3 protein-coding genes and 1 pseudogene are annotated in these 2,162 nt (G+C 71.1%); all 4 read right to left on the bottom strand.

What is annotated here, in order from left to right:
* Positions 1 to 509: precorrin-3B C(17)-methyltransferase (locus sphsw_RS08715; RefSeq protein WP_031440266.1), on the bottom strand; the 509-nt coding region annotated here is incomplete at its 3' end.
* Positions 506 to 1,276, bottom strand: a complete 771-nt coding sequence (cobI, locus tag sphsw_RS08710; protein WP_268745762.1) for a precorrin-2 C(20)-methyltransferase — start codon at positions 1,274 to 1,276, stop codon at positions 506 to 508. The genes cobI and sphsw_RS08715, both read right to left, overlap by 4 nt.
* A gap of 5 nt (positions 1,277 to 1,281) precedes the next feature.
* A complete protein-coding gene (locus tag sphsw_RS08705) occupies positions 1,282 to 1,911 on the bottom strand; it encodes a precorrin-8X methylmutase (RefSeq protein WP_031440264.1) in 630 nt (209 codons plus the stop codon).
* Positions 1,911 to 2,162: pseudogene (locus sphsw_RS08700) on the bottom strand (cobalamin biosynthesis protein CobG); the annotation flags it as partial. The gene sphsw_RS08705 and the pseudogene sphsw_RS08700, both read right to left, overlap by 1 nt.

Genomic DNA, 2,162 nt, shown 5'->3' with positions numbered 1-2,162 from the left:
TTGTAGAAGGCGATCGCGAAATCGGCCTCCGCCGCCAGCCGCACGCGCCGCTCGATCAGCGCCTGGGGCTTCAGATTGTCCGAAAGGTTGATCGCGCAGAAATCATGCCCCAGCGGCGCCCCCGCGCGCGCACTCGCCGCCAGCATCGCGGTGATCCCCGGCAGCACGCGGATGTCGATCTCTCCCCACGCCGCCGGCCCCGCCTCGAGCGCCTCGAACACCGCCGCCGCCATCGCGAACACGCCGGGATCCCCCGACGACACGACGACGACGCGCGCGCCTTCCGCTGCCAGTTCGAGCGCATGGCGCGCGCGGTCGATCTCGACCCGGTTGTCGCTCGCATGCAGTGTCAGACCGTCGCGCGCCGGAACCCTCGCGACATAGGGGATATAGCCGATCACGTCGGTTGCCTCGGTCAGCGCCGCGCTGACCTCGGGCGTCACCAGCGCGGTATCCCCCGGCCCCAGCCCCGCAATCGCCAGCCAGCCAGCCCCTGCGCTCTGGATCATGGCCGCCGCCCCTGCCCGTGGATCAGCAGTATCGCGAAATAGGGCGTGACCGCATCCGCCTCGCACAGCCGCGTGACGCGCTGCTCGGCCATCGCGGCATATTCGACCAGCCACGCCGCCTCCTCGCGCCCCGCCGCGGCGACCGCGCGGCGCAGCTTGGCGAGGTGGCGGCCGATCTTCATCACCACCAGCGCATCGGTGTCGCGGATGCGCCGCACCAGGTCCGCCTCGGGCAGCGTCCCCATTACCACCGTCAGCACGTCGTCGCCCCAGGTGATCGGCGCGCCGCTCGCGGTCCAGGCGCCCGACATGCCGGTGATGCCGGGGACGACCGCGACCGGCGCGACCCCCTGCAACCGCGTATAGAGATGCATGAACGATCCGTAGAAGAACGGGTCGCCCTCGCACAGCACGACCACGTCCTCGCCGCCCAGCGCCAGCGCCGCGAGGTGATCGATGCACCCCGCGTAAAAGCCCGACAGCCGGTCGTTGTAGCGCGGATCGGTCAATGCGATCTCGGTGGTGACGGGATATTCCATGGGATATTCGATCACGTCGTCGCGCAGCATCCCCTCGACGATCCGCCGCGCCTGTCCCGGCCGCCCCGCCTTGCGGAAATAGGCGACGTGGCGCGCGCCGCGTACCAGCCGATCCGCGCGCACGCTCATCAGGTCGCACGCCCCCGGCCCCAGCCCGACGCCGTGGATCGTGCCGGTTACGACCACCTGTCCCGGCGGCGGCACCAGGGTCGCGGATGGCTCCGCCACGCCGATCATTCCGCCGCGCTCGCGAGCGCGTTGATCGCCGCGACGGTGATCGCGCTGCCGCCCAGCCGCCCCTCGACGATCACGCACGGCACCGGCTGCGCCGCCCACAATGCGTCCTTCGATTCGACCGCACCGACGAAACCCACCGGACAGCCGATGATCGCCGCCGGCCGCGGACAGTCGGGATCCTCCAGCATCGTGAGCAGGTAGAACAGCGCGGTCGGCGCATTGCCGATCGCCACCACCGCGCCCGCCAGATACGGCCGCCAGAACTCCAGCGCCGCGGCCGAACGCGTCGTTGCCATTTCTTTCGCCAGCGCGACCGTCTCGGGCGTGTGCAGCGTACAGATCACCGCATTGTTCGCCGGCAGGCGCGCGCGCGTGATCCCCTCGGTCACCATCCGCGCATCGCACAGGATCGGCGCGCCCGCCCGCAACGCCGCACGCGCGGTCCGTGCGAAGCCGGGCGAAAAGCGGATATCCCCCGCCAGCGCGACCAGCCCCGCAGCGTGGATCATCCGCACCGCGACCGGCTCCTCCTCGGCATCGAAGCGCGCCAGATCCGCCTCGGCACGGATCATCGCGAACGACTGGCGATAGATCGCGGCCCCGTCGGTCTCATAGGCATAGGGCATCAGGCAGCTCCGGACGGCTGGGAGAAATGGGCGATAATCTGAGCGGGTTCGAGTGCGCCAAGCAGCGACGGCGCGCCCGCGCGCGCGTGCAGGGCAAGGTCGAACAGCCCGTCGCGCCCGGTCAGCACGACGTCCGCAGGCCGCGCCCGCGCGCAGCCCTTGGCGCATCCCGACACGTGCAGGCTGCCAGCGACCAGTGGTGCCAGCAGCCGCGCGAGGTCGCGCGTCGCGACGCTCGCCTGCGGACAGGC

Source organism: Sphingomonas sp. FUKUSWIS1 (genome assembly GCF_000733135.1).
Taxonomy (GTDB): Bacteria; Pseudomonadota; Alphaproteobacteria; order Sphingomonadales; family Sphingomonadaceae; genus Sphingomonas; species Sphingomonas aerolata.
This window is presented reverse-complemented; position numbering and strand designations above follow the sequence as displayed.

Coding starts and splice junctions, on each gene's coding strand:
- sphsw_RS08705 (WP_031440264.1), bottom strand. CDS start 1,911: ATGCCCTATGCCTATGAGACCGACGGGGCCGCGATCTATCGCCAGTCG.